General features: G+C 59.5%; 16 protein-coding genes and 1 pseudogene. 14 read left to right on the forward strand and 3 right to left on the reverse strand.

From position 1 onward, the window contains the following. Positions 1–174 precede the first annotated feature (174 nt). The 7 genes from IB279_RS34320 (at position 175) to IB279_RS34345 (ending at position 14,055) form a co-directional block, all read left to right on the forward strand. Positions 175–834, forward strand: coding sequence for a hypothetical protein (locus IB279_RS34320; RefSeq protein ID WP_192340817.1), 660 nt, complete (start codon positions 175–177; stop codon positions 832–834). A gap of 690 nt (positions 835–1,524) precedes the next feature. Next, complete coding sequence (locus IB279_RS34325) at positions 1,525–3,069, forward strand: S8 family serine peptidase (protein ID WP_192340818.1); 1,545 nt, start codon at positions 1,525–1,527, stop codon at positions 3,067–3,069. Beyond that, on the forward strand, positions 3,066–3,317 hold the full coding sequence (locus IB279_RS37535) for a hypothetical protein (protein WP_246802240.1): 252 nt from the start codon (positions 3,066–3,068) through the stop codon (positions 3,315–3,317). The genes IB279_RS34325 and IB279_RS37535 overlap by 4 nt, the downstream gene beginning before the upstream one ends. Before the next feature lie 349 nt (positions 3,318–3,666). Beyond that, the gene (locus IB279_RS34330; protein ID WP_192340819.1) at positions 3,667–7,509 is read left to right on the forward strand and encodes a DNA/RNA non-specific endonuclease; all 3,843 of its coding nucleotides are present in this window, start codon (positions 3,667–3,669) and stop codon (positions 7,507–7,509) included. Then, a complete protein-coding gene (locus tag IB279_RS34335; RefSeq protein ID WP_192340821.1) occupies positions 7,510–8,664 on the forward strand; it encodes a serine protease in 1,155 nt (384 codons plus the stop codon). Between the two features lies 1 nt (position 8,665). Then, on the forward strand, positions 8,666–10,756 hold the full coding sequence (locus tag IB279_RS34340; RefSeq protein ID WP_192340823.1) for a serine protease: 2,091 nt from the start codon (positions 8,666–8,668) through the stop codon (positions 10,754–10,756). 14 nt (positions 10,757–10,770) lie between these two features. After that, the gene (locus IB279_RS34345) at positions 10,771–14,055 is read left to right on the forward strand and encodes a hypothetical protein (protein ID WP_192340826.1); all 3,285 of its coding nucleotides are present in this window, start codon (positions 10,771–10,773) and stop codon (positions 14,053–14,055) included. A gap of 129 nt (positions 14,056–14,184) precedes the next feature. Here the strand turns inward: IB279_RS34345 and IB279_RS34350 are convergent, their stop codons facing one another. Further along, a complete protein-coding gene (locus tag IB279_RS34350; RefSeq protein ID WP_192340828.1) occupies positions 14,185–14,577 on the reverse strand; it encodes a hypothetical protein in 393 nt (130 codons plus the stop codon). Between the two features lie 967 nt (positions 14,578–15,544). On the opposite strand from IB279_RS34350, the gene IB279_RS34355 reads away from it, so the two are divergent. Further along, a protein-coding gene (locus tag IB279_RS34355; RefSeq protein WP_192340871.1) for an IS630 family transposase occupies positions 15,545–16,494 on the forward strand; the annotation gives its coding sequence in 2 pieces (ribosomal slippage) (positions 15,545–15,896 and positions 15,896–16,494; 951 coding nt in all). Between the two features lie 19 nt (positions 16,495–16,513). Here the strand turns inward: IB279_RS34355 and IB279_RS34360 are convergent. Further along, complete coding sequence (locus IB279_RS34360) at positions 16,514–16,873, reverse strand: hypothetical protein (protein ID WP_192340830.1); 360 nt, start codon at positions 16,871–16,873, stop codon at positions 16,514–16,516. A 239-nt stretch (positions 16,874–17,112) separates the two neighbouring features. Here IB279_RS34360 and IB279_RS34365 point away from each other — a divergent pair. Beyond that, positions 17,113–18,172 (forward strand): annotated as a pseudogene (locus IB279_RS34365) (IS630 family transposase). A gap of 102 nt (positions 18,173–18,274) precedes the next feature. Continuing rightward, positions 18,275–18,622 (forward strand): hypothetical protein, encoded by a 348-nt coding sequence (locus IB279_RS34370; protein ID WP_192340832.1) that lies wholly within the window; start codon positions 18,275–18,277, stop codon positions 18,620–18,622. On the opposite strand, the gene IB279_RS34375 is transcribed toward IB279_RS34370, so the two are convergent. Then, entirely contained in the window at positions 18,613–18,972 is a 360-nt protein-coding gene (locus IB279_RS34375) for a hypothetical protein (RefSeq protein WP_192340834.1), read from the reverse strand. The two genes, IB279_RS34370 and IB279_RS34375, sit on opposite strands and share 10 nt — an antisense overlap. Positions 18,973–19,127: 155 nt before the next feature. Between IB279_RS34375 and IB279_RS34380 the strand changes: the two genes are divergently transcribed. The 4 genes from IB279_RS34380 (at position 19,128) to IB279_RS34395 (ending at position 25,279) form a co-directional block, all read left to right on the forward strand. Further along, positions 19,128–19,433 carry a hypothetical protein gene (locus IB279_RS34380; protein ID WP_192340836.1) on the forward strand — a complete coding sequence of 102 codons (306 nt, stop codon included), beginning with the start codon at positions 19,128–19,130 and terminating at the stop codon, positions 19,431–19,433. An 847-nt stretch (positions 19,434–20,280) separates the two neighbouring features. Beyond that, a complete protein-coding gene (locus IB279_RS34385) occupies positions 20,281–20,889 on the forward strand; it encodes a TetR family transcriptional regulator (protein WP_034789660.1) in 609 nt (202 codons plus the stop codon). A 56-nt stretch (positions 20,890–20,945) separates the two neighbouring features. Next, a complete protein-coding gene (locus IB279_RS34390) occupies positions 20,946–22,097 on the forward strand; it encodes an efflux RND transporter periplasmic adaptor subunit (protein WP_192340838.1) in 1,152 nt (383 codons plus the stop codon). Positions 22,098–22,123: 26 nt separating this feature from the next. After that, entirely contained in the window at positions 22,124–25,279 is a 3,156-nt protein-coding gene (locus tag IB279_RS34395) for an efflux RND transporter permease subunit (protein ID WP_060606074.1), read from the forward strand. The last annotated feature ends 5 nt before the right edge of the window (positions 25,280–25,284 follow it).

Raw genomic sequence — 25,284 nt, forward strand, 5'->3', positions numbered from 1 at the left:
CAATGGTTATGGACCTATAACAACGAACGCCCCAATATGGGCATCGGCGGCATCACACCCGCACAGAAACTGAAAATGGCCGCGTGAATTCTACAATAGCGCCCCGTTAAAAACGGGAGGATTACCGTAGGATATCCATTTCAGGAGCCGGTTTCTCCCGAAGGGAGTGCCGCCGTGGTGCTCGAGGCAAAATCGCTACTGGGCGACGCGCGCATCTTAGCAAGGGGGCATGCGGTGACGCCAAAACACGCGTCAATGGCGAACGCGTGCTCGGCGATTAGCGCCCGCTCGGTTGAGTGCCAGTGGGCCAGGGGCGATTCAAACGAAGACGGTTGGAAGAACCGGGATGACGTCCTCGTACAACCGGACCACTATCGACAGCAAAGTCTTCACGCCGTCTACTGGAGCGCATTTGCAGCATCGCAGGCACTTGTAAGAGAAGCGCTGATCTCCAAGCTGTCGGAGGATTCACTCACTTCGGCTATGCTTTGGGAACTGCGCGCCCAGCTGCGCGGCCAGGGCGCATTATCTCTGGCATCCCTCGGTTATGTGAATCCCGTTTTTGAGATGGAAGTCTTCGATATGGCCGGAAGGAAGCCGGAGACCTCTACAGGCGCCGATTTCGCTTTGATCATCACCAGCAACTTCGGCGACGGTCTTCGCTGCCGCTACCTCGTTGCTCAGATGAAAAACAGCGACGACGGAACAGCCTCCATCTACCGCGGCGACAAAGCGAGGCAATTTACGAATCTTAGAACGCAAAGGCCGCAGCCTTCTACGGCTTTTTCCAGCGACAAGATTCCGGAGATGGCGGGGCTGCCCGCCCGGCCATAACCTTCCGACCCTATCAGTCGGTTGCAGATGAGATACATTCGCGCCTTCCGCGTGATGAGCGAGGCAAACGGACTGAGCCGTCCGAACTTGCACAGAAAGATTGGAACGTGAACACGTTCGCGGGGGCCTATGATCTCCCCTCGCTGATGGCTTTTGCATTTGTGTCTGATCAAAGTCCATTTTGCGCCTCCGCGGGGGACGCAATCTCGGCTCTCCATGCCATGGCGGGTGGAGACACGGAAACAGCCAAGTCCATGGTGGACCTCGTGGCGGTGTGTTCCCTAGGCCATTCCCTGGATCCGGGGTTGTTCCGCGCCGCGACAAAACTCGCGATTACCCGTCTCTCTCCGCCGCCGCCGCCGGAACCCGAATTGGCCAGCACCGGTCCCCGCCGCTAGGCGTGCGCGCGGACGCCATCGGTCGGCAACCGGGCGATAGTCCAACATTCGGTCTGCGGTTGCGGCTTCGCATGCCTCGGAAAGCCTACTTGGTTTCCCGGTGTTACTTCTAGTTGTTCGCGTAGAAGTTATGTGTTTTAGTGAATTCTGAAAGTAGCTCCGGAGCGGCAGTCCACCACGCCAGCGGAGCGCGTTCCGCTCGCGCGCATACGCTCGTTCGACCGACCGAAGAACAACTCGGGCCTACTCCTGATTTAACGCATCGAACGTAAACACATTGTTGGAGGCAATGATGGGGCCGTTGTTCAAGCATTTCGGACTTCCTGTCTATCACGATGCGATGTTGTTCGTGCAAATGAAACCGCAGCCGCAACATCGAACGTTCGAGTCTGCGCTAGCCGTTGCACGCGCGCCGCTTGGCGCAGGACTCCAGGCCCTCGCTTTTTTTGAACGTGCCGGACTAGTCAAAAGAGTGACGCCCGTTTCGAAGGAGTCGCCACATTATGCCAGCAGGATGCTTGTGAGACCGGCGATCGCGCGGGGAGCAATGCCGGAGCTCGTAGGGGTGGCGGGAGAGAACGTTGACGGGTGGTCAGCACCGACATTGAACCTCAACGCTGCGTTGGACCAGCGGACGCCCGGTGGCGCCACGAGCCTGATAGAACTGGCGAGCGACGCGGACGTGCGGCAACTTCAGCTGTCGCTTGCGGCAGACCCGACGGTCGCCTCAGTTGCGAGGGTGCCCGCACGCTATCTGACAGCGAAGTCTCCAAGCCGATCCTCGTCGTCGCTCAGAAAGAAGGCGCCTGTGGCACCCGGCGGTAGAATTGCCGCCGTGCCCCCGTCAGCCAACACGATGTGGAATCTCCAAAAGATCAAGTGGAACGAGGCACGGGGCCTGCACGGCTTCAAAGAGGCGGATAGCATCAGAGTTGCAGTTCTCGACACAGGTATTGATCACCAACACCCTGATCTCGTCGATCAGATCGGAGGCTACACATATGAGCACCCGGATCTTCCTGGAGCGAGCTCGGCACAGGATCTCATCGGTCATGGGACTCATGTGGCGGGTACCATCGCTGCAGCGATAAACAACGACCTGGGTATCAATGGAGTATCGCGCGCCACGATCCACGCGTGGAAAATCTTCGACGACCGACCAGACCTCCTGAAGTATTCGGACGGTACCGCGGAGTATGCCTACGTAGTCGACCCCGTGATGTATCTTCGTGCGCTCATCGATTGCGCCGACGAAGGCGTCGATGTCATCAACCTGTCGATAGGCGGCGGAGGCCGTCCCGATCCGACGGAAAGCGCGGCGTTCGAGGCTCTCCTCGCCAACGGAACAACAATCGTTGCGGCGATGGGAAACGAGAGGCGCGACGGCAGTCCGATATCCTATCCAGCAGCCATTCCCGGCGTGATCGCGGTCGGTGCAACGAATCTGCAGGATCGCGTGACCAACTTCTCCAATCGCGGGAATCATATAACGATCGCTGCGCCAGGAGATGCAATCTGGTCGACGCTGCCGACCTATCCCGGCCAGATGGGCTGGAGAGCTGAACGCGGACCAGACGGTGGCTGGAGGCAGGGCAAAGCTGACGTTCGCGAAACAGATTACGACGCTTGGCCCGGCACATCCATGGCAACCCCTCATGTTGCAGGCGCCGTTGCGCACTATCTTGCCAATGGCGGCACCAGAAATGCGGCGGCCGTAAGGAATGCATTGGCTGCGAGCGCCGACAAAGTCCCGGCGATGGGTGGTCAAGACTTTACGCCCGATTTCGGTTATGGTCGCTTGAACTTGGAGCAGCTTATCGTCGGCATAGGGCAATGACTGACATAATGTTTACAATTCGGGCAGGTGTCAGCCTCGAGCAACGAGCCCGACTCCTTAGTCGTATCCAAGGTATCCCGGGAGTCGAGCTCGCAGCCCCGCTTAAGCGTGACACGAGCAACGAGGCGCTCCAGCGCATTCACTTCGCCAGGTTGACGGAAGCGTCGGAAGTCACCAACTGCCTGTCCGCCATCAAGGAAATGCCCGAAGTAGAGAATGCGAGCTTACCTGCGCGACGGAGCATATGAACCGGCGTCTAGACGCTCGACTACCCGTGCCATCACCACGTGACGTCTCCGTCCACCCCTCTGCATCTGCATTCGTGCGCAATTTAAGCGATTGGAAAAACAGACAGCCCTACTTCTCCTCTGGATTGCATTCACCGGATGTGCAATTATCCAGGCAGGCTCGGCCGGCTGCCTGCGCAAAGACAGTCGGGGCAGGTCAGAGGTATTGTTTTCCAAGCTTGGCAAGGTTCAAGCGCTTCACTCGGTGGGGCGTCGCGGGGGGGCTGTGCGCAGATGCTCGCGTCGCAAATCGATTTAGCTGCGTCTGAAAAAGGGCGACGAAAACCGAACCTGTAGTGGCGATAAGTTCATGCATTCCGCCCTGCACACGTGGCTGGGCGATCTGGCGAGGAGGGGGCAAACGGTGAATCGCGAGAACCGAATAAAATCCTACCTTGAATTGATCGGCGGCACTGACGACGTGGAAACCATCGCTGCCGGCTCGGCGCCCGGCGTTCAGCGCAATGATGGTCCTGAGTCCGGTCGCAGCCTCGCGGCCGAAGCAATCCGAAAGCTGGCTCGCAGCAGGCCGCTGAGCGCCGATGAGCAATTCAACGTCGAGGCGATTATCATACCGGACCTCAGGCCAGCGGTTCGCATTCACAACAGCACCTACAAAATCGATCATCACGCATGGATGCATTTGAACGAGGAAGCCACCAAGTCTGTCATCTCGAAGGCGATCCCGTCCGTCGGGCGGGTGGAACTCCCTGAGCATCCCAGTCTTCCATATGGGGGAACCGGTTTCGTCGTTGGCGACAACCTTCTGATGACCAACCGCCATGTAGCGGAGATCTTCGCTGCAGGATTGGGAAACAAAGGGCTGAGCTTCATCCCCGGTCGGCGTGCAGGCGTCGATTTTCGCAGGGAAGACGAAGACGACGCTCCCGACTACCTCGACGTTCGCGCGGTCGTCCTGATACACCCGTACTGGGACATGGCGCTCCTTTCGGTGGAAGGACTCAGTCCACACCGCCGGCCTATTCCATTGAGCCTCGTTCACATGGACGACCTTAGGGGCAGGGACATCGTCGCCGTCGGGTATCCGGCCTTTGATCCAAGGAATTCCGCCTCGGTCCAACAGAAGGTGTTCGGTGGAATCTACAACGTAAAACGACTGCAGCCTGGCATCGTACGGTCAGGAAGATCGATCAACAGTTTCGAGCACGACGTCCTTGCCATGACGCATGACAGTTCTACCCTCGGGGGGAACTCCGGTACGGGAATAATCGATCCCGAGACCGGCCACGTCGTTGGTCTCCACTTTGGAGGACGCTACCTGGATGCCAACTTCGCCGTTTCTTCCTACGACCTCAGCCGCGACAAGCGCGTCGTCGATGCGGGAGTCGTTTTCGCTGGCACGCCTTCGACGGGGGCTAGCGCCACGGACAGAGCGTGGAAAGAGCTCGAGGAAGCCACGCAAAGGTCCTTCCGGAGGGATGGTGCGGCTGGCGCGGAACCCGTCGCCCGCGTTTCGCTCGAAATCCCGATCCGCATCAGTATCGAAGCGGGGCAGGCCGTCCGTGTGGACGCGGTAGGCGCACCGAACGCGCCGGACCAGGTCGCCGCTGCTGCGGGTCGGTCCCGAGCTGGCACGGAAGCGATGGTCGAGCCTTATCACGAACGCGTGTACACCAAGCGATCGGGATACGACGCCAATTTCCTCGGTATCCACATTCCCCTTCCGAAGGCGAAGAACGACCTTCTAGTCGCTCGGGCCGATAACGGCGAAGTCGAGTTGCGCTATCATCACTTTTCGATCGTCATGCATGCCGATAGGCGCCTCGCGCTTGTCACTGGGGCCAACGTGAATGCGAATCCTTCTGAAAAGCGACCGGAACCGCGTCCGGCGAAGGACTACACTCGAGATGGGCTTGGAGGGCTACGGGAGAACGACCGGGAGCGCTGGTTTACGGACCCGCGCGTAGCACCGCAGCGGCAATTGCCGGATCGGTTCTTCGAACGCGACAGAAAGGCATTCGACAAGGGGCACTTAGTAAGGCGTGAAGACGTGTCGTGGGGCCGTTCGTACGAGGAAGTGCGAGCGGCGAACGGAGACACGTTTCATGTCACCAATTGCTCCCCGCAGGTGGCGGGTTTCAATCGCGCCAGGGAGACCAATTGGGGCGCTCTTGAAAACCTAATCCTGGAACAGGCGGCAACCGAACGTCTGTGCGTGTTCTCCGCTCCGGTACTCTCCGACAACGACGAGCTGTTCACAGGAGTGGATGAAGATGGCCAGGTGCAAGTCCAGATCCCGTCGAAGTTCTGGAAGGTGGTCAGCGCGGTTGCCAACGGAAGAGTACGAAGCTTCGGATTCTTGCTTGAACAAGATTTGCGAGCTGTCCCCTGGGAGTTCGTGGTCCCGGACGCCTGGGTATCCAAGACGGTGTCCATCAGGGAGATCGAGGATCTGGCGGGAATCGTGTTTCCTGAGGTGGTGCGCGAGAGCGATCAAAAGGGGCAGTCGGACGAAGGACTATTGACAGCCACACACCCCTCCTCGCCAGCGCTGTCAAGTCTGGTTGACGACCTCGCTCCCATCCTTGAAGGGTGGCGAAACCAACAGAGCGTCAAGCAAGTCGAGAATACCGTCCGCTTCACACTCAACTTTGCGGGTTCCCCGCCGGGCGACGGGACGACACGCAAGCGCATCTCAGACGCCTTTAAGCTGGAGGTTGGAGTATCCCCCCTTTTCGAAGGCGAGGACGACCTCCAGCTTTTTCGGCTGGTCACCATTCCGAATGTTGACCGGATCGATCGACCAGACATGTTTGACCTCGCAAGAGCGCTCCGGGAGATTACCGGGGCGAAGTCCGTCGACCCTGATTTGGGGTCCGACTACTATGGTGCGGATCCACCGCCGGACCACGAAGCGGAGGCAGGCCCGGAAAGCGGCAACTTGGCGTTCTGGTGTTGGGCCAGCGATAAAAAGGACGCGCCGATCGACCGGGATTGGGCAGTTACGACGACCAACGTACCGGATGCGTGGCAGCGTTCGGTCGATGCCGGAAAGCCGTCCAAGGGGAAGGGTATTCGCATTTTTCAACCCGACACGGGTGTAGTCGCCAATCACGGCGAACTTGGCGACAGCCTTCACAAGCACCTCGATGCCGCGAATTTTGTAGAGCCTGGAATGCCTCCTCTCGATACGATGAAGGACGGCAGCAACCCCGGCCATGGGACCGGGACTGCCAGCGTCGTAGTCAGCGCGATCGAGGGCACGATGCGCGGTGTGGCGCCCGAAGCAACGCTAGTCCCCGTTCGTTGCATCACCTCGGTTGCTGTTTTCGACCAAAGTCCCGTTGCCCAGGCCATCGATCATGCCCGCCGGAAGGGCGCCGATGTGATAACAATGAGTCTTGGGGGCGTGTTCAGCGAAGCTCTTCGCGCTGCGGTTCAAAAGGCGGTGGCGGCAAACGTCATCGTCCTGGCTGCGGCCGGCAATTGTGTAGGCGAGGTCGTATGGCCTGCCAGATATGAGGAGACGATTGCCGTCGGTGGGATCAACGAAGCAAGCAGGCCTTGGCGCGGATCCTCGCGGGGTCCCAGCGTCGCAATTTCTGGCCCGGCGGAGTTCGTCTTGAGAGCGGATGCGCGCGACGCAGCGAACCCGAATGCGGTCAGCGGCGGGCAGGGTACGTCGTTTGCAACCGCGCACCTGGCTGGCGTCGCGGCGCTGTGGCTGGCCCATCATGGTCGCGACAACCTAATTTCTCTGCTACCTGCGGGATCCACGCTGCAGGAAATGTTTCGGGCCGTGATCCGAAGGACAGCTCGGGTGCCAAACGGCTTCGACACCCAGCGCTACGGGGCGGGAATTGTCAATGCCGGGGCGGTGCTTCAGGCGGATCCTGCAGCCGCTCTGAAGGAGGCTGCAGGTGCCCGAAAATCAGGCATGCTGGACCAGCTGACGTCGCTTCTGGATAGGGTTTTCGGCGGCGGATCGGCCGAGGCAGCCGGAGCGGCGCTCAGGGATCCGCAGAACTATCCTGAACTCGCGGCCGCGGCGTTCGAGATGTTGCGCGCAGGCCGGTCACCTGTGGCCAAAACCGAGGCGATGCCTCCCATTGGTTTGTCTACGGGATTGCGCGCGGCGCTTGGTGCTCGCGCTGCTCATTTCGTGACCGTTTCAGCTGATCGAGGGTTCTAAATGAACGAGGATTTGGACCCATCGATTACGGGAAGTCGCGCACTACGCTTTTTCGCGGCGAGCGGTGCCAGGCAGGTCTCAGCTCACGAAAGCGGTGGGCGGGCCACCGGCGGTTTGCCTGGGGACTATGATGCTCGGGCAATCGCCGCCAACCTCAAGGCGCGGCTTGGAAGTGGGCTGTCTGTGGACGGCGTGACCGAAGCTGTCAACCAAACCGAGGTGGCGGATGCGCTCGCCAAGACGCTAGTCGCTCGTGCAGAGCGAGCCGTCCAGGCTTTAAGTGAGGGAACGCCGAGTCACAGCTTGTCTCGAAACGATGTTCTCGCAATTGAGTCTGTCATCAATGCCCGGGAGCGCCCGGCAATTCCGTTGGATGGCGATGACCTCGCAAGCCTTGTTGGCATATCGGGTATCGCGACCTGGCGCTCAGTCGTCGACACCTACCGGCAGGCCATCCTGTCAGCGTGCGCGGCTACTGCCGCGATCAAAGTCACTGACTTGTTAGCGGGCGGCATGACGTGGGTGCAGGGCTCGGCTTGGCTCATCGCCCGCGATCTCGCGATTACAAACCGCCATGTGCTCTTCCCACCATTTATGGGTGTGCGACTGGCGCGTCGCGTACCAGGATCATTTTCGGCCCGGCTGCGCAAGGATCTCGAAGTCACTCTGGATTTCGCCTTCCAAAACCAATCGACGGCTGCAGTTCCGTACAAGATTATAGAGATCTTGTCGGTTGCCGAGGACAGCGACCCGATCGACGCGGCGGTCCTAAAGGTCGAACCCTTAGGCCGCGTGGCCCGGTGCCTGGCGTTTGGACGCGTGCAAGTCAAAGAAGAGGATCAGATCTATGTTGTCGGGCATCCCGGGCTGATGGCGGACGTGCCGGACGATGTCCGGTTGGTGTTCGGAGACCCCGACGAGAAAAAGCGTGTTAGCGTCGGAAAAGTGATGAAGCCACCTACCGAAACAGCACTGGTGCATGATGCCTCGACCATCGGAGGATACTCGGGAGCATGCGTGATGCCGTTTCTTTCCGAAGGGGCTATCGGTCTCCACTACTGGGGCGACGTTGAGTATGGCAATCGGGCCCTGTCGGCAGCGGCGGTGATGCGCCACCCAAGGTTTGCCCGGTTCTTCGCCGGCACAGGGCAGTGAGATGCCGCACACGGCTGAACAGATCGATGAACTGGCACAGGTGATCGCGCAGTATGTGCCAGAGGATCTGCTGGCGCTCATCGTGCGCAGGCACGGGCTGGTCTCCAACTTCGATGAATGGCAGAAGACAAAGTATGACGAGCAGCGTGGCAGGTTGTTCGCCTTGTCGAGATCGGTGGTGGAGGCTTACGACCAGGCCGGTCATTTGGCGATGTTGGCAGAGACGCTCGTGCGGCAGGTTTATTGGAGCCCGGATTTTCTGAGGGCGCTTGCACCGATTTCGAAACCTCAGACCCTCGAAGCATTCCACAAAAGACGCGACAATCTCATTCGTCTTCGCCTTGTCGAGAAGCTGGTGCGAGAGATTGAGCCTCGCGTTTGTTGTATCGTCGTAGAGTATCTCGACGCCGATCAGAGGCTACAGACCGGGTTTGGCACGGGATTTCTTGTCGGCCCGGATCTGATTCTCACGGCTCACCACGTAATCGCACCTATCCTCAACGGTGATGGCACTTCGAAACCGAAAACGAGTCACGCAGTCTACTTCGACTATCGCGACGAGCCCAAAATCACCGGAACGGCAGCCCAGGCCGATCACTATCGGAGAGTCACGTTTGCGGAGAAGTGGTACGTGCATGGAAGCCCGTACTACCCTGACGATGGCTTGCAGGAGCCAACTGACGCAAATGGCCTCATGGAGATCTTGGGAGAGCACTTGGATTTCGCCTTGGTTCAGCTGGCGGCACCTGTTGGAAACGAGGCCGTTTCCGCAGGGGGAGGCCCTGTGCGCGGCTGGATCGAGATACCTAAAGACAGTCCCATTCTGGGCGTCGAAAGCCGAGTCATTATCGTTCAGCATGCCGGCGGAGATCCACAGCAACTCGATTTCGGGCGCCTCACAAAATTGAGCGCCCCTCGATTCTGGTATGATACGGAGACAGACGACGGAACATCTGGAGCACCGTGCCTCAGCCGGGAGCTAGCGCTGATCGGCGTTCACAATGCTGAACTGGTTCCCTTGCGGATCAACCAAGGCATACCGATTTCAGCAATCCTAGGGGAGGTGCAAGCCCGGATCGCGATTCCTGAACGAAGCACCGTCGAGCCCGCCGAGATACGCCTATGGAACCTGGCTCCTGAGGGTGAAAGGCCACGCCTGCTGTTTGGACGATCAGTCTTCCTGCAGTGGATCAAGAAAGCCCGGCAAGAGCCAGTGACTCGTCGCTCCGACAGATTGTACGCCGCCGATGCCCCGGATGAGGGAGTGGGGAAGTCATTTTCCATTGAGATACTGCGACGAGTGATCCTGGGTGAAACCGACCAGAGACTGGTCGCGTTCGGGACGTCGGACGAAATGCTGCCAGCCAGAGTCGAAGACATGATAAGGGTGCTTGCCGATCATCTTGGCGTGCCCGCAATGCGATTGAGAGAGATTCCGGAACGGCCGAATGTGCTGTTGCCGTCCGGTGCGCCCGACGGCGACAAATTGAAACGCTGGGCGTCTGAAACCGTTCCGGGGTGGTTCGCCGGGGTTCTGGAGGAATATCGACCGAAGATATTCGATCTCCGTCAAGACGCCATCGAACAACGGGAACGTCTGATTGGCAGCGGTTTGCCTGTTTCAGCGCAGCTGAACGAAGAGGCGGACAGCCCCGAGCCGATCCTAGTCGACCGCGGATGGAAAGTCGGCTGGATTGCATTCAATCGAATAACCAACACCAAACTTCCGGCCGAAATTGTTGATCTCATTGCCGGGCTTGCGGGTACCGCGCAGAACGAAGCCGACGTTCCTTCCTCGCTGAGGCGTTTGCGGTGGCTCTTTCTCGGATATCGGCCAGACTTCATTCAGACAGGGGATGTCACACTCGAGCAACTCAGATACACCAGTGTAACAGTGGACGACACCGACCGGCTCCTAGCTGCTGCGTGGGCATCGCGCGGAGTTTCTGTTGCCGACGGCAAGCTAACGGCATGGCGAGAAGCAGTCCAGATTCTTCTTGAGACGCTTGATGAGACGCCGGGCGCAGCGCCGATGCGCTTACGACAGCTCCAGACGTTTGGGGCCAAGATCATCAGAACGTTCCTGCCGTGAGAGGGACAAAGCAAATGGTGAGCCCCAAAGATCTCGTCCAGCAATTGTCGTCAAACTCGAAGTTGAGGACACTGCTTGCCGATGCAGGTGGAAGCGATGCCCTGGCCGGGCTCGACGAGTGGGTGTCTGAGAACCTCGCCGATGCGCGGCCCTCGGCTATCGACGTGCCTGGTCCCGCCACGATTGAAGCTGCAGTCTCGTACGCGCAGCCAACCACCGGCGAACGAGACCGTTCGCTCGTCGAGCATTCCGAGGCAGTGACGATCGACGGGGCGCGTTGGTTGAAATTGAAAGACAAGGGTCGTGCGGAGATATTGAGATCGGCGACAGAAAGTGTCCTGGACACCCTGTTGGGCGAACACGCAGCTGACGATTTGGATCTGCTGGCGACGAGTTCGCCCGACGCGGGCCTCGACGTCCCGCTTGCTTCTGCGTGGCTGCGCCAGATTCTGCGCGGAGCGGAGTTGCATTTAGATGCGTTGAACGTACGTCACTTGCGGGCGGTGACCGCAGCAGTTTCGTCCCTGTCAGCCTGTCGAGAATTCAATCCGACGATCCCGGACGAGGCTGAAGTCGAAAGGCGGCTCAGTCTGGCTGAGCTTCGCCAGCCCCTCGAAATCCTAGTCGGTCAGGATGCTCGAGGGCAGGATCGCTTTGTGGGTAGAGCGGACGAGATGCGTCGGCTGAGGACCTTCGTCGATGTCCTAGGGTCCCGCACGGTCTATGAGGCGGTCTCGCGGGGTGTCAAACGCCTCGGGCGTTCGGTCGCAACGCTCACGGGTGAGACGAACGCGCGTGGGCTCACTTTGGTTGCGGGCGGGGGTCTCGGAAAGTCTACCCTGGTCGCCAAGTTCGCTCTCGACCACTTTCTGCAGCCCGAATCCGCTATCCCCTTCATCTATTTTGACTTTGACAGAGCATCGCTTCAGCCCCGCGAACCGAGCCAACTGCTAATAGAGGCTGCCCGCCAAATCTCTCTGGAGTTTCCGTCGCTGTCCGAATCGATGTCGATGATCCGGCGGCGCCTTCGGAGCGATCTGAATGATCGAGATCGTGTTTACGATGAGATCGAGCCACCTAGCCAGGCGACTGTGGTGATGACCACGAGAGATTCGTTGTCTGATCCATACATTGAGTTCGGGGACCTTCTACGGGAAGCGGCGAGGTCCAGCCGGTCGGGCGTGGCACTCGTAGTTCTCGATACTATGGAAATGGTGCAATCGGATCCGGAGGCGATCAGCGGAATCGTTCAGTTCCTGCGGCGGCTATGCGAACGGCCCTTTCCTGAGCTGCGAATTGTGGCCGCCGGCAGAGCTGAGATAACTGAGCTAAATCAGATCCCGGGATTGGATATCGGCTCCGACAAGATCGAACTGGACGCTTTGAACGCTACGGATGCCCGAGAGATGGTGAATCGACTTGGTCGCGCACTCATGGCTGAGGACTGGAACGAAGGTTGGACCGCCATGCTGGTCGGTGGGGACCGTGACCCAAAAGAGCGCCGCGTGCCTTTGACTCTCAGGGTTGCCCTGGAATTACTACGAGACGCCGCTCCAGCCGAGCGCGAGGGCTTGGTTAGGGAGATAGCCGAACTTGGCGCCACTGCAAACAAGGATCTGGTCGGGCGGCTATACGTTCGCCGCATTGTCCGACATGTCCGTGACAAGGATGCGCGAGCCTTGGCCTGGCCTGGCCTGGTTGCGCGTCGCATCACCCGCGATGTCCTCAATAACGTGATCGCGCCCGTCACGGGCCTCGCGGGTGCGAGGGTAGATTCGGCCTTCGAAAAACTGGCACGTGAAGTTTGGATGGTGGAGCGGGACGGAGACGCCCTTGTGCATCGAGCGGATTTGCGTGCCCGCACTCTGCCGTTCATGCAAGCGCACGACAAGGAGACCTTCGGTCGGCTGACGCATTCGCTGAGAGATTACTATCGATCAGCCGGCGACACAGTGGAGTCGAGCTACTATCGGCTTCTCAGCGGGGAGCATCCAGACTTCCTGAGCGACGAGATCGATGGCCGCGATTTTAATCTTCTAGCTCCCGCAGCGGAAGACTTCGAGTCGGATTGGCATCCCAAAAGCATGCCCTACGCCCGTTTGACCTATACCTATCTCCGCAGCCGGAGAGGCCCCTTGATGCAGCGTCGGGCATTCGAGGCCCTCCCACCCGAGCTCGGATACTCGCATCTGCGACGAGCTGGGGCGGGTGTCTGCTCTTTAGACGATGCCAAAGCGCATTTGATCCTTTCCGCGTTTCGCAAAGCGCCTGTCTCTGTATCTCGCATGGGACGCGACGAACTAGTCACCAGGCAAACGGTTCTTATCAAAACGGGCGCATGGTCGAAGCTTCAGAAGGCTGAGTTGCTGTTGCCATCCGAAACCCGGGATGCCGTCGTGCTAGCATTCTATCTCGCGCGGCGAGCTAAGGCGGAACAACAGGATTTGACGAGAGCTCTCGTATCGGAGTTTCAACCGTCGCTGGGAGGAGATGCCTGGCGCGTGAGCGCATACTTGCTTCCCTATCTCTATGCGTTCGAGCCCGACCTGTTCTTAACCTCCGACGCGGATCTCGCGCGAATGCCACCTGAAAGGATATCAGACAAGCCTGCAAGCCTCGGCGCGATAAGGTCAGCCTTGTCGGTGGCGCAAGGAAGCTTCCCAATTCTGATCCAGAGATGGGCGGAATTTAATGCCCAACAGCCCGGACGGACCGCAACGCTTTCAGGCGGTGAGGCCTCGGCTCTTCAGGAACTGCTCGCTGACAACAGCTTCCGAGATCGTTTTTTCCTCGAAGAGGGCGAGCAACGGCTTATAGGTGAAGTATCGTCGCACTCGATTCAATCCATGCCGTTTCGAGCAGAATCGCTAGTGGTGCCTCATCTCTCCCAGGGGCTTGTGCGGGATCTGCATTACTGGGAGCCTGCCGGTGGACAGTTGCGGGCGTTTTTCAATGCGCGACACGACGATTGGATTGTCCCGGTCGGATACGCGGTTCAATCGGAATTGTCTCAGCGCGATGTCGTTGCCTCGATACGAGCTCTCTTTGAACGCCACGAACCACCCAAGAGCCTGCATTACCGGGCATGGGCGTTGTTGTCCTCCCGGGCCAGTTTTCCCATCGATGGAATCGAAATCGCGAAGCGCGCGAATGAAGCGGGTGACCTTGCAGGTTTGCTCAAGGCGCTGCGACAGCATGGATCAATAGAGGGTGCCGTCGACATCGACCTTTTGCAAGATTCGTTAGAAGCGTGGAACCGCCTGCTCGACCTGGGCGTGCGCGGCCAATACAGGGCATAGCTTGTCTCAGGTCGTCTGGGTCTCCAGCTCCAGGCTCGCTTGATCCCCCGCGTCAAGCCTCGTTGGATGCGTCGGGGACGTGGAGATCTGGTTCTGAGTTTCCTTCGACAGCTATATGCATCGCGGATGTCAACGGCAGGTGTTGGCCAAAGAAGCCAGACTTGATTGCACCGCTTCTATGCGCGGGGCCGCCCGCGACAGGGCCGCCAAGCTTTGGGAACCCCGCATAGAACATGTAGCGGCGTCGCTCGAATTGTCGCGGGCCGCCGAAGAATATTGAAGGCCTTCGTTTAGGTCGGCATGCATTGACTGCAGCAATAGTTCAATCTGTCGAACCAAATCCTTTGCGGTGCTTGCCCGAGCAGCACTCTCCTCCGAGGCGGAACCATTTTTACTTATCATGATTCTGAGGGTTTCGAGCTCTTGATCCTTGGCGTCTATGATTTCTTTCAGTGAAGTTATCTGGGAATCAGCACTAAGCTTGTTCTTGAGATAGTCTTTTTCCGTGAACGCCATGGTCATGAACAGGCAAAATCCAAAGATTGCGGCGGTACCTCCAGCCCTGAATACAGTTTTGTATTCGAATCTGGCGTCGTAGGGGAGAAATGCGAAAACCATGGAACAGGACAATGAGAGAACGACTAAGTACAATATATTGGTCTGAATTTCAGTTTGTCTGAAGCCGGCCGCCAGAATTCCAAGAAGAAACAGCACCGCAACAAAAAAAATAACATAATCGGCTACTCGATAGTCTCGATCAGCCGTCCCCCCCCCCCCCTATGTCGCCATCCGTCATCGCGCCGTCACCTTTAAGTTGATGCGCTAGAGTATCACGACGGCGGATGGTGATAAGATATCAATCTGGATTATGGTTGGCTGGCCGCAAGCCTTCCGCGGGCTCACGCCTCTTACCGCAGGCCTTTGTTGTTGGCGCGAGGCAGCAGCCAGTGCGAAGCTGATTGAGTGTTGGCTCTGAACGGCAAGACGTTCGGCCGCCCTCTACAAGAGGGCGCGCGGTAGTCCGCTTGCGAGATACAGCATGAGCGCCGCCCAACCCACTTCGGCGAATTCGAAGGGTCTCCCGGCAACGCGGGCGTAACCCAGCAGGAGCGATTGTTACTACTTCCGGGAGAGTTTTCGCCGTGGTATGAGCCCGTGGAACGCTAGCCTATTCTTTCAGAGGAAATGCCGCTTTGGCCTTGAGCGTATCCATAGCAAATATACTTCGAGCGTCGTATATACCTTCTATGGCGCTTATTTTTCTCAGAAGTGTATCGCTGTAATTCTTCACGCTTTTCACGTTTATTTCAACCATTGGGTCGTATTCGGATTACACTCAGAGTCTTTACTTGTGAGGCGGGAAACGGGTCATGTAAAATCTGGCCGCCGTCGGCGCCGCGCTAGAGCGTTTCCCTGACTGATTGAATCATTTGGGCTTTGCAAATCAGATGGGTTCTGATTCAAACTTTCTGCCGATGGAGGTCGGCAGATAAAGTCGAAAGCCCTTTCCGTTGATCTTCGCGCACGTGTTCTTGCCGCCGTCTCAGCCGGAGCGTCGCACCGGGAGGCTGCCGAGCGCTTTGGCGTCAGTGCGGCCAGCGTGAGCCGGTGGCGAAACCTGCAAGTCCGTCAGGGCCATGTTCGACCGGGTCCGCTGGGTGGAGACCGTCATTCGTACAAAACCGAAGCCAACGCCGACGCGATCATGTCGTGGCTTGAGGAACACCGGGACGGCACCTTGTTCGAACTTCGTGATGCCCTTGCAGCTCAGGGCATCGCCATCAGCAAGTCGGCGCTGCACCGTTTCCTTGTCCGGCACAATCAGACGCGCAAAAAAAGACTGGCCACGCGATAGAGCAAGCACGCCCAGACGTCTTGGAACTCCGTCAGCGGTGGTTCGACGAGCAACTTGATCTTGATCCGTCGCGGCTCGTGTTCATCGACGAAACATGGACCGCGACCAACATGGCCCGCACTCATGGAAGATGCACCAGAGGTGAGCGGCTGCGGATGGGTTTCCCGCATGGCCATCGCAAGACGACGACGCTTGTCGCCGGTCTACGAAACACCGGAATGGTCGCGCCTTTGGTCATCGACGGTCCGATCAATGGCGAGTGGTTCGAGGCCTATGTCGCTCAGGTCCTGGTCCCGACATTGAAACCCGGTGACGTCGTGATCCTCGACAATCTTTCCAGCCACAAACGGCCAGCAGCAAGAGCGTTAATCGAAGCGGCGGGCGCAACGATGGTGTTCCTGCCGCCCTACAGTCCCGACTTCAACCCCATCGAAAAGGCCTTCTCCAAGCTCAAGGCACATCTGAGGAAGGCGGCTGAGCGGACCGTGTCTGGTCTGTGGGGCATGATTGGCAAGCTCGTCCATCTCGTCGCGCCAAAAGAATGCAGAAACTACTTCAACTCATGCGGATACGATCCAGCATGAAAGGGAAATGCTCTAGTCATCAAACAAAAAGGTCGCCCTGTGCCGAGTGGTTGTTGTTCCGGTCTGTTCGATCTGGGATTCGTGCGCCGCTGAAGGCGCCTGCCTGCATCAGAAGCTCTAGCGTCTCGTCGTCCGCGAAATCGGCAAGTAATTCGTACGCGTATTCTGGATCGCAGACGTAGCATTCGGCCCTGGTTTCGCGGAGAACTTGACCGCCGCGCGACAAGTAGAGGACCTCCTTGTCGTCGTCCGACCAATGGCCGCAAATCGCGACAGCGTCCTGAAACAAGATCTTGCGTTCTTGCCAGATGAGCGGCCGGATACCCTCGGCCTCCACTTTTGGGGCATCTCGGTCTATCAAAAAGGGATTGCTGTCCATGTCTACGCTCCGGCCGGTGAATTCTATTGATCAAGGATCGTCTCAATTCGGTGATCCGGGCAAGCTCTTAATTCAGTTACTGGCTTTGCGTCGCACACAGGTCGAAATACCTCCCTAGGCCGTGGGGCATTGCTGCCAATTGCCATCGCGCTCGTTATACCAGCGAGCGCTGATTGCGACTCGTTTGGGATTCCCAAATCGGCTGATTTCTGACTCATTGTGTCAAACGGAGATTTGGCATGACGAGAGCGATTTCGTTGCGTGGAGACTTTGACGGGCCTGCGCTGAGGCGGCTGGCGAAGGAGGCAAAGGATGCGGCCCAGGTTCGGCGGCTGTTGGCGCTGGCTTCGATTTATGATGGCGGCTCGCGGCAGTATGCATCCGAGATCGGCGGCGTGACGGTGCAGATCGTCCGCGATTGGGTCATGCGCTTCAACGAACGCGGCCCCGATGGTTTGATCAATGGGAAAGCGCCGGGCAGCCGGGCGAAGTTGAACGATGCGCAGCGCCAGGCGCTTTCGAAGATTGTCGAAAGCGGCCCGATCCCTGCCGTGCACGGCGTCGTGCGCTGGCGCAGAAAAGACCTCGTGCAGTGGCTCTTCCAGGAATTCAGAATATCCGTCGACGAGACGACGATCGGTCGGGAGTTGAAGGCGCTGGGCTTTGCCAAGCTTTCCGCCCGTCCGCGCCACTACGCCCAGAACGAACTGGAGGGCGAGCTTTTTAAAAAGACTTCCCAACCGCGCTGGCAGATATCCGGGCAAAATGCCCGCCCGGTACGGATCTCGAAATCTGGTGGGCCGACGAAGCCAGAATAGGCCAGAAGAACAAGATCACTCGGCGATGGGCGCGGCGAGGAACCCGACCGTCTGCCCCGCATGATCAGCGCACCATGTGGGCCTACATCTTCGGTGCGATCTGCCCGAAAAAGGGCAAGGGGGCTGGCCTCGTCCTTCCCTATTGCGACACCGAGGCGATGCAGGAGCACCTTGCCGAAATCAGCAACGCCGTCGATCCCGGTGCGCACGCCGTGCTCATTCTCGACCAGGCCGGCTGGCACGTCACGCCGAAGCTGAAGGTGCCGGACAACATCACCTTGATGTTCCTGCCACCGCGGTCGCCGGAATTGAACCCAGTCGAGAACCTCTGGCAGTTCATGCGGGACAACTGGTTGTCGAACCGCATCTTCACGGACTACGACGACATCGTCGATCACTGCTGCCGCGCCTGGAACAGCTCATTGATCAGCCGTGGAAGATCATGTCCATCGGAATGCGCGAATGGGCCCACAGGTCATGATTAGCGCACGTTGGTAGTAGACCCAGTCAGCATCGGCAATGCGGTAGCCAAGCAATCAATCTTCAATACTTTGACCTTAAGGGGTCGGTTAAAGGAGCAGCCATGCCAATTGACCTCTATAGAATGCCACAGCGGGGTGGTAACCATCTCCGGCTTTTCATCAACGGCTCACTCTACGACTCGAGCTTCATCGATTATCGGGAAATGAGAAGATGGTTCATCCGGAACCCGAAGCACCTTGCCGGACACCCCCTCCCAGACGTCCCTCTCGACACAGAAGTCGTCCTCGAGGTCGGGATAAGCAAGAGCCATGCAGTGTTAAAGGTGAGATCCAAGCCTCAGTATTTGGTGATGGGGCCGACCAGTCTGCTATGGGATATCAGATTTGATGATGAGAAGGCTGCGGTCGACTTCGCCGTGCATAAAGCGAAAAAGTTCGATCAGCTTTGACTGGGGCTTTCCTCCGCATCCAAGACCCCCCACTCGATGTTTGCGGATGAGGTGCGGCTGAGCAGCGATCCCTCGCCGTACTTTGCTTCGTAGTTCCAAGGCTCAATAGCACGGACTAGGAGCATGACGAAGCTGTTAAGAATCCGAGTGTCCTGGCTGGCAGCTAAAAGCATGCCGTGATAGCGCACATGTCCGCGAAGCGTTGGGTAATCGCCACGTCCTTCGCAGTGGAGCATCGCTCCAAGAAGCGCGTCCTCAATATTTTTATCCGCTCGATGTTTGGTGGTGTCTATTTCGGCATCCTGTTCAAAAGTGGTTCGGTTGGTCCGCTGGTTTGATGGGTCGATCACACGTGTCCTCCTCGCCTCCGCATCTGTAGTCTCGTCCAATTTTCGGCCGGCGAAAACGATCAATCTTTCAACGTATGCCCAATGAATTGCTCGCCTTCGTGGTAGGTTCGCTCTCCTGCTTCGAGGCCCCCCATCGGGAGTGGTCTACCCACCCGATGATCGTTTCGAGCCCGTACTTCACACCCTTTTTTAACGGGGGCGTAGACTCGTCGTGCAACCAGGTGTCGGAAACGGATCCTCAGTGGCAGGTCAAGCCCGATCGACCGGACGTGGCCATGTTGGGGCATGCTCGCGACCGGCGCTGCGGCGCGGCGCAATCTTGGTGCGCATCTGCTATCCATTTCGTCGATCCGGCACTCCACCGCTTTCGATTGCTCGGCACTTGCCGCTGCGATCCGATTTTCAATCGCAAGCTCAAACGCTCTGAAGTATTGGGCTTCTTTGCGGGGCAGCCGCCCTGAGTCGTTGGGATGGAGGCTTGTGGCACATCGCACCATTGGGCGCGTTGTATCGCAGAGCTTGGACATTATGTCCGCCTGATCCACGCCAGCTACGTAATAGCGATCGTGAAACGCGGGAAGACAGACGCAAACGACGCGTCAGAGGCTGTGGCATGCGCGGCGGCAATCACGGTGAGATTCGTCTCATCCTGATCGCCGCGCTATCTTGTGGCACGAAAAACAATGCGTTTCGTGCCTGTCAAATCGGCTGACCACCAGGCCGCAATGATGACCTTTAACCCGCACTCTATTCGTCCGTCAGAGAGCGCAGGCCACGAAGGCGCTTCGGGCCCATCTGGCGGCACTTGGGACATCGCGGAACCCGGGCATGCGAGCTTTGAAATCCTCGCCGCTGCTGTCCGGGACTTGGAGGGCGCACACCTGCCGGATGCTGCTCGGGCTGCTCTTGAGGAAATCGTGCAGCAGGTTGAACGTCTCTCGGAGCGTGCCGAAAGGCTTGATCGCGCTATTCACGCTCGCATGAAAGAGGACGAGCACGCGGGGCGACTGGTGACGATTCCTGGAGTTGGTCCCATGGCCGCCGCAGCCGTGAGTGCGGGTTTCGGCAGTGGCGAAGCTTGGGGCGCTGCCAGAAGCGAGGCAACGGCTAACTCTTTGAAGGTTCCCGAAAAATCGGCGGGAGCCGTTTTGGCTTGCTGCCAAGTCCATTTTCGCTGCCAAGAGCCAAACCTCCTTGCTTCCAACAAACGTGATCAACCACGCCCGACTGTGCCATTGACGCACACCTCGTTTCGATTTACGACTGACGAAATACGAAATTCGTCAGTCGTAAATCGAAAGGCCAGCGATGCCGGTGAGCAACGATATCGTCGTCGACCAGACACGGCAGGACAACATCACGCGCATCCTCGATGCAGCGGAGGGGCTGTTCCGGCACTTCGGCTACAGCAAGACCAATGTTGCCGACATCGCCCGCGAGCTCGGCATGTCGCCGGCAAACATCTACCGTTTCTTTGCCTCGAAGACCGAGATCCACCAGGCGCTTTGCGCGCGCATGCTCGCGGCCAGCTACCAGATGGCGCAGGAGATCTGCCAGTTGCCGCTGAGCGCGAGCGAGCGCCTGCACCGCTACGTCCACGCACAGCACAAAATGACGGTCGAACTGATGCTCGACGACACGAAGGTGCACGAGATGGTGATCGTTGCCATCGAACGCGAGTGGCACGTCATCGACAAGCACATCGACAGGATCGACGCGCTCCTCGCCGACGTCATCCGCGAGGGGATTGCCGCGGGCGAGTTTCGCGACCAGGACGCCGATGCCGCGTCCCGTTGCTTTGGGGCGGCGACCGTCACGCTTTGCCACCCGCAAATGGTCGCCCAGTGTCTGAGCAAGACGAACCGCGCAAGCCCGGAAGAGCTGGTCGAGTTCGCGATCAACGCATTGAAAATTTAGCAGAAATATTTCCGGCGCGGCTTCGGCCTGCGCCAGCCTGTTTTGGGAGTGCGAACATGTTTAAGCTCATAGAATTTCGCCGCCGTACTTCATTTTTTGCCACTGCTGCACTCCTCTCGATGCTCGCGGCGACACTGGCCGGCTGCTCGCAGGAAAAGACCGAAGCCACTGCGGTGGTGCGCCCGGTCAAGGTCGTCGAGATTGCTGAGGCCGACACGGCCCGCCAGCTCAGCTATTCCGGCTCCGTGCGGGCACGGACCGAAATGAACCTCGGCTTCCGCGTCAGCGGCAAGATCGTCGAGCGGGTCGTCAATGTCGGCGACCGCGTAAAGGTCGGCGATCTGCTCGCCCGCGTCGACGCCACCGATTATGAGCTCGCCGTGCGCAGCGCTTCGGCCAATCTGGAAGCGGCCGAGCGTCAGGTCGAGACAGTCAAGCTGGTGCGCGATCGCGCCGAACAACTGCTCGCCCGAAAATTTGCCTCGCAGGCCCAATTCGATCAGTCGGTGCTGAGCTACAATCAGGCCGTGGCGACGCGCGACGCTGCGAAGTCGGCGCTGTCGCAGGTGGAGAACCAGGTGACCTATACGAACCTCGTCTCCGACCGGCCGGGCATCGTCACCACGATCAATGCCGATGTCGGCCAGGTCGTCGGTTCGGGCACGCCTGTCGCGACTGTCGCCGTCGAAGGCGAAAAGGAAGTGCAGGTCGCCGTGCCCGAGACGGAGATCGCCAATTTCAAGACCGGCCTGCCGGTCAAGGTCGGGCTCTGGTCCGACACCGGGTTGTCGCTTGACGGCACGGTACGCGAGGTGGCGGGCAGCGCCGACCCGCAGTCGCGGACCTTTTCCGTGCGGGTAAGCCTGCCGAACGATCCGCGGGTTCTGCTCGGCATGACCGCGACCGTCGAGGCGTCGGCCGGCAACGGCAAGCCTTACGTCTCGGTCCCTTTGAGCGCGCTTGCACAGAAGGACGGCTACACTATCGTCTGGGTTGTCGATCGCGGCACCGAAACCGTCAGCAGCCGTCCCGTCACGCTTTCCGACTTCACCGCTGACGGCGCGCGCGTCACCGATGGGCTTGAGGTCGGCGACCTTGTCGTTGCTGCCGGGACGCAGTTCATGGCCGACGATCTCAAGGTGACGATCTCGAACGCGACGACGCAGCACTCCGCTTCGGCCCAGGCCGAAGTCCCGCTCCTGCGCTGACACTCGAAAACCGCGGAACCGAGCCGATGACCACCTCCTCTTCCGACGAAAAGCGGCCCTTCAACCTTTCGCGCTGGGCGATCGCGCACCCGAGCATGGCGCGCTTCCTGTTCGGCCTCATCATCCTTGCCGGCGTCTTCGGCCTGATGCGCATGGGGCAGAAGGAAGACCCGGACTTCACCTTCCGCGTGATGGTCGTGCAGGCCTTCTGGCCGGGGGCCTCGATCGAGGAGATGCAGGACCAGGTCGTCAACAAGATCGAACGCAAGCTGCAGGAAACGCCGCATCTCGATTTCGTGCGCTCCTATACGCGTGCCGGCAGCGCGATCATCACGTTGCAGGTCGAAGGCGACACCAATGCCGAACAGGTGGCGGATGCCTTCTACCAGGTCCGCAAGAAGGTCGGTGACATCTCCAACGAACTGCCCGAAGGTTTGCTCGGTCCCTATTTCAACGACGAGTTCGGCGACACCTTCATCACGCTGCATTCGCTGAGCGGCGAAGGCTACAGCTATCCGGAGCTGAAGAAGTTCGCGATCCAGGCGCGTGACATGCTTTTGACGACGCCCGGCGTCGAGAAGGCCGTCATCATCGGCGACCAGCCGGAGAAGATCTATATCGACGTCTCATCCAATGCGCTGGCCGAGCGCGGGCTGACGCTCAACGACCTGCGCAGCACGATTGCCGGCCAGAACAACATCGACCCGGCCGGCGCGGTCGATACCGGCACGCGCTCGGTGCGCATCTCGGTCGAAGGCAGCCTTGACAAGGTGGAGGACCTGAAGAACCTGAGGCTTCGCGCCGGCGGCCAGATCACCCGACTTGGCGATATCGCCACGGTCAGCTCCGGTCTCGAAGATCCCTATTCGCGCAAATTCCGTTTCAACGGTGAAGACAGCGTCCAGATCGGCGTCGTCATGGCCAAGGGCTTCAAGGTGACCGATGTCGGCAACGCGGTGGAGGCGACCTATCAGCACTTCGAGGCGTCGCTGCCCTATGGCGTCAAGGTCGACCAGGTCTCCAACCAGCCTGAAGTGGTCAAGGAAGCCGTCGGCGAATTCATGAAGGCGCTCGGCGAGGCGCTGGCGATCGTGCTCGTCGTGTCGTTCCTGTCGATCGGCTGGCGCTCGGGCCTGGTGATCGCGATCACCATTCCGCTGGTGCTGGCTGCAACCTTCGCCATCATGTACGAGCTCGGCATCGACCTGCAGCGCATCTCGCTCGGTGCACTGATCATTGCGCTCGGCCTTCTGGTCGACGACGCCATGATCGTGGTCGAGATGATGGAACGAAAGCTGGAAGAGGGCTTGGTGAAGGTCGAGGCTGCGAGCTTCGCCTATACCTCCACTGCCTTCCCGATGCTGACCGGAACGCTGATCACCACGGCCGGCTTCATTCCCGTTGGTTTTGCCGCTTCGACCGCCGGGGAGTATGTGCGCTCGCTATTCTACGTGGTCGGCATCGCGCTCGTCGTCTCGTGGTTCGTTGCCGTCTATTTCACCCCCTGGCTCGGCAACATGCTCCTGAAGCAGCGCAGCCACGCCGGCAATCATCACGACGTCTTCGACACGCGCTTCTACCGTCGCCTGCGCACGACGGTCACCTGGGCCGTGCGCCACCGCATCATCGTGCTGTCGACGACGCTCGCCCTCTTCTTCGTCAGCCTCTGGGCCTTCCAGTTCATTCCGAAGAACTTCTTCCCGCAGTCGTCGCGGCCGGAGATCCTCGTCGATCTCTGGCTGCCCGAGGGCACCAGCATCAAGGAAGTCGAGAAGCAGGCCAAGGCACTCGAAGCCCGCATGATGGACGACGAGGACAAGCGCTTCATCGCCACCTATATCGGCGAGGGCGCGCCGCGCTTCTTCCTGCCGCTCGACCAGCAGCTTCGCAATCCGAACTTTGCCCAGCTTCTCGTGATGGCCAAGGACGAGCCGGCGCGCGAACGGTTGATCGCCAAGATGCGCGGAATTCTAGCTGCCGACTTCCCCTCGATCCGCGCCAAGGTCGATCGCCTGTTCCTGGGCCCGCCAACCGGCTGGCCGGTGCAGATGCGCATCATGGGGCCGGATCGCGACGAAGTCAGGCGTATTGCCGATCGCGTCAAGGCGAAGTTCCACGAGAACCCGCTGCTCGGCGCCGTGCACGACGACTGGCTGGAGCCGGTGCCGGGCATGAAGCTGGTGATCGACCAGGACCGCGCCCGCGCGCTCGGGGTCACCTCGCAGCGCATTCGCCAGATACTGCAGGCAAGCGTCACGGGTGCGCCGCTCGACAATTTCCGCGATGGCGAGGAGACGGTGGCGATCGTTGCCCGCGAGCCCGCGGAAAGCCGCAAGCTGTTGAGCTCGGTCGACTCCATATACATCCCGACCGACTTCGGTGGCTTCGTACCGCTTTCGCAGGTCGCCAAGGTCGTGCCGGTGCTCGAGCAGGGCATCGAATGGCGCCGCGACCGCCTGCCGACAATCACCGTGCGCGGCACCCTGCCGGATGGTGTGCAGCCGAACGACGTGGCGATGAAGATGTTTGGCGAAATGCAGCCGCTGCGCGACAGCCTGCCCGCCGGCTACTCGATCGCCATCCAGGGGGGCGCGGAGGACTCTGCCGAAAGCCAGGCCTCGATCGCCGCCAAGGCGCCGATCATGCTCGGCGTCATCGTTATCCTGCTGATGATCCAGCTGCAGCATTTCGGCAAGGCGATGCTGGTTCTCGCGACCGGTCCGCTCGGCATCATCGGTGCGGCTGCTGCCCTTTTGATCAGCGGTGCGCCTTTCGGCTTCGTTGCGATCCTGGGCGTCATTGCGCTGCTCGGCATCATCATGCGCAACTCGATCATCCTCGTCGACCAGATCGACCAGGATATCGCCGCGGGCATGGACCGCGCCGAGGCGATCATCGGCTCCGCCGTCAGGCGTTTCCGGCCGATCACGCTTACCGCCTTGACGGCCGTGCTGGCGCTGATCCCGATCTCGCGCGGTGTCTTCTGGGGGCCGCTCGCCTACGCCATGATGGGCGGCATTCTGGTCGCGACCGTGCTGACCATCCTGGTTCTGCCGGCGGGCTATGCGCTCTTCTTCGGTCGCGAACCGAAGAAGAGCTCCGTCGAGCCTGAGACGCCGGAAAGCCTCGAGGCCGAGGACACGAAGACCGTAGCCTATCCCGCAGCCGTGGCGGCGGAGTAGGGCCA

The sequence above is a fragment of the Ensifer sp. ENS06 genome (assembly GCF_014852205.1).
GTDB lineage: Bacteria > Pseudomonadota > Alphaproteobacteria > Rhizobiales > Rhizobiaceae > Ensifer > Ensifer adhaerens.